This window comes from Rubrivirga sp., from assembly GCF_049648075.1.
GTDB lineage: Bacteria > Bacteroidota > Rhodothermia > Rhodothermales > Rubricoccaceae > Rubrivirga.
This window is the reverse complement of sequence record NZ_JBARYR010000278.1, coordinates 1-2,352: the sequence shown is the minus strand read 5'-3', so window position 1 is coordinate 2,352 and position 2,352 is coordinate 1. Positions and strand designations below refer to the sequence as shown.

Annotated in this window: 3 protein-coding genes and 1 pseudogene; all 4 read right to left on the bottom strand. The window is 70.0% G+C overall.

The genetic code is table 11. From position 1 onward, the window contains the following. Positions 1-371, bottom strand: a pseudogene (locus tag WBA11_RS08330) (energy transducer TonB); the annotation flags it as partial. Between the two features lie 147 nt (positions 372-518). Beyond that, on the bottom strand, positions 519-1,220 hold the full coding sequence (locus WBA11_RS08325; RefSeq protein ID WP_424520234.1) for an energy transducer TonB: 702 nt from the start codon (positions 1,218-1,220) through the stop codon (positions 519-521). A gap of 50 nt (positions 1,221-1,270) precedes the next feature. Continuing rightward, positions 1,271-1,612: a VanZ family protein gene (locus WBA11_RS08320; protein WP_424520233.1), complete on the bottom strand. Its 342-nt coding sequence runs from the start codon at positions 1,610-1,612 to the stop codon at positions 1,271-1,273. Continuing rightward, on the bottom strand, positions 1,609-2,352 hold a 744-nt coding region (locus WBA11_RS08315; RefSeq protein WP_424520232.1), incomplete at its 5' end, for an NAD(P)H-hydrate dehydratase. The genes WBA11_RS08315 and WBA11_RS08320, both read right to left, overlap by 4 nt.

The window sequence follows — 2,352 nt, the reverse complement described above, 5'->3', positions numbered from 1 at the left end:
GGAGGGGCGTCCGGGGTCGGCGGCGGCGGGGCCGGTGGTGCCGGTGGTGCCGGCGGCGGCGGCGGAACGTCGTCGAGGTCGAGGTCGATCTCGTCGATCACGTCCTCCTCGATCTCCACGTCGTCGGGCACCTCCTGCGGCGGCGGCGGGGCCGGCGGCGGTGGCGGCGGCGGCTGGATCTCGATCGTCTGCTGGATGTCCTCGAGCTCGATGATCTCCTGGGAGTCGTCCATCATGACCACGTCTTCGCCGTCCGGGAGCGGAACGGTGAACGCGGCGATGATGAGCCCGAGCGAAGCGAGGAGGCCGGCCTGGAGGTACAGCGGGTACTTCCGCTTCAGGTCCGCCTTCGGGGTCTTGTAAAGGGCCATAGTGTGGAGAGGAGGGGCGGCCGGGTCGGGCCTCAGTCCCAAAGGTAAGGAGACGTGAAGGCCTGCGACAGGGGCGAGTGCAAATCGTCCCTTCACACCCTAGACACGTGGCCTCCACGAAAGTTGCTGCGCCCTCGAAGACGGGCTCTACCGGAGTCGGAAGGTGACGGGGACGGCGAACCGGACCTTGACCGGACGGCCGCGCTGCTGGCCCGGCGTGAACCGGCTGGCGCGGACGGCCTCGAGGGCGGCTTCGCTCAAGAGCTCGTTGGGCGAGCGGAGCACGACGGGGTCGACGACGTTGCCGCGCTCATCCACGACGAACTGGACGACGACCTGGCCCTCGATCCCGGCGCGACGGGCGAACTCGGGGTACTCGACGGCCGCCTGGAGCGCGGCCAGACCGCCGATCAACTCCGGCTGAACCTCGGCCACGGTAAAGACGACGTCCTCGTCAGCGACCACCGGTGGGAGCGTCGGGGGCTCGACGTCAGGGACGGTCGGCGGCGGGGCCACGACGACGGGGGCCGATGGTGCCGATGGCGGGACAGCGAACTCGTTAGGGAGACGGAGTTGCTGGATCACGTCGTCCACGACCTCGACGTCGTCCGGGACCTCGACGGGTGGCGGAGGAGCCGGCGGTGGCGGTGGAGGTGTAAAGGCCTCGGCCGTCTGGGGTACCTCGGACAGAATCAGAGGGTCTGTGTCGGGAGCGGCCACGACAGGAATGCTCGAGGCCTCGACGGGGACGGTGAAGGCCAGGATGGCGAGCAAGAGAGCACCGGCCAGTCCGGCTTCTGCGTAGAGAGGGTACCGGCGGCGGAGGTCATCCGAAGGGGCGGGAGTCATGGGAGCGTGGGGAGTGTGCCTTAGGGACACGGCTCGTCCACACGCGTTGCTCACGTTGCCGAGTCTGACGCAAACAACCAGCGTCCGACTCCCACGCCGATCACTACTCCGATCGCGTCTGCAATCGCGTCGAACACGTCGGCCGACCGGTGGACGGGCAAAGTGCCTTGCGCGACCTCGATGGCGATCCCAAACACGACGCCGGTCAAGAGGATGCGTCCCGGTACCCCTGGAGCCGCTCGCATCCACAAAAGCCCGAACCCGACGAAGAGGAGGACGTGGATCAGCTTGTCGAACGAGACGATCTGGACCGAGGGGAGTCCCTGGCCAGGAACCAGGCACGCGACGACGATGGCGACCGACCACAGGATCGCGAGGCGGCGGGCGGTCATGAGCGGAGCGCGTGTGCCGCGCGAGGCAGCAGGTCTACGATGTCCGAGGCGATCAGCCCTGCGCCACCATGCTCGTCGGCCCAGATCCGTGCCGCTCGGGAGCCGAGGTGGAGTCCGCAGACGGCGGCCTCGAGGGCGGTCCCTCCCTGAGCGAGCAGGCTCGCGATGGTCCCGGCCAACGTGTCGCCGCTGCCCGCCGTGGCGAGTGCCGGTTCGCCCGGTGGTCCGATGATGGCGCGCCCGTGTGCCGCGCCGGCCTCACCGCCCTCGAGGCCGACGACGCTCGGCATCCCCTTGAGCACGACTGTGGCACCCCACCGACGCGCGAGATCGGCCGCCGCTCGGGGACGATCCTCGGGATCGAACACGTCGTTGGCCGCGCCGGCCTGGCGGCTCTCGAGGAGCCGGCGCACCTCGCCGAGGTGGGGTGTCAGGGCGAGAGGCCCCCGGCGGTCGGCGAACGCGGCGGGCGAGCCCCCGAACTGGGGTGAGAACGCGGTCAGGCCGTCGGCATCGAGGACGACAGGGGCCTCGATCATGGGGACCAAGCGGCGCACGACCTCGAGGGTCTCGTCGTCCCGGCCGAGTCCGCAGCCGATGAGCACGGCGTCGGCCGAGCGTGCTCGTTCGAGGACGTCCTCGAGGGCGGACAGAGACAATCCGCCACTCGACGTCCCAGGCTGGGCCGCGACCATGACCTCTGGGGACTGCGCGTTGAGCGTGTCGCGGATGCCCTCGGG

Excerpts from the sequence above, each read along its gene's own strand:
- WBA11_RS08320 (WP_424520233.1), bottom strand. The coding sequence starts at position 1,612 with ATGACCGCCCGCCGCCTCGCGATCCTGTGGTCGGTCGCCATCGTCGTC.
- WBA11_RS08325 (WP_424520234.1), bottom strand. The coding sequence starts at position 1,220 with ATGACTCCCGCCCCTTCGGATGACCTCCGCCGCCGGTACCCTCTCTAC.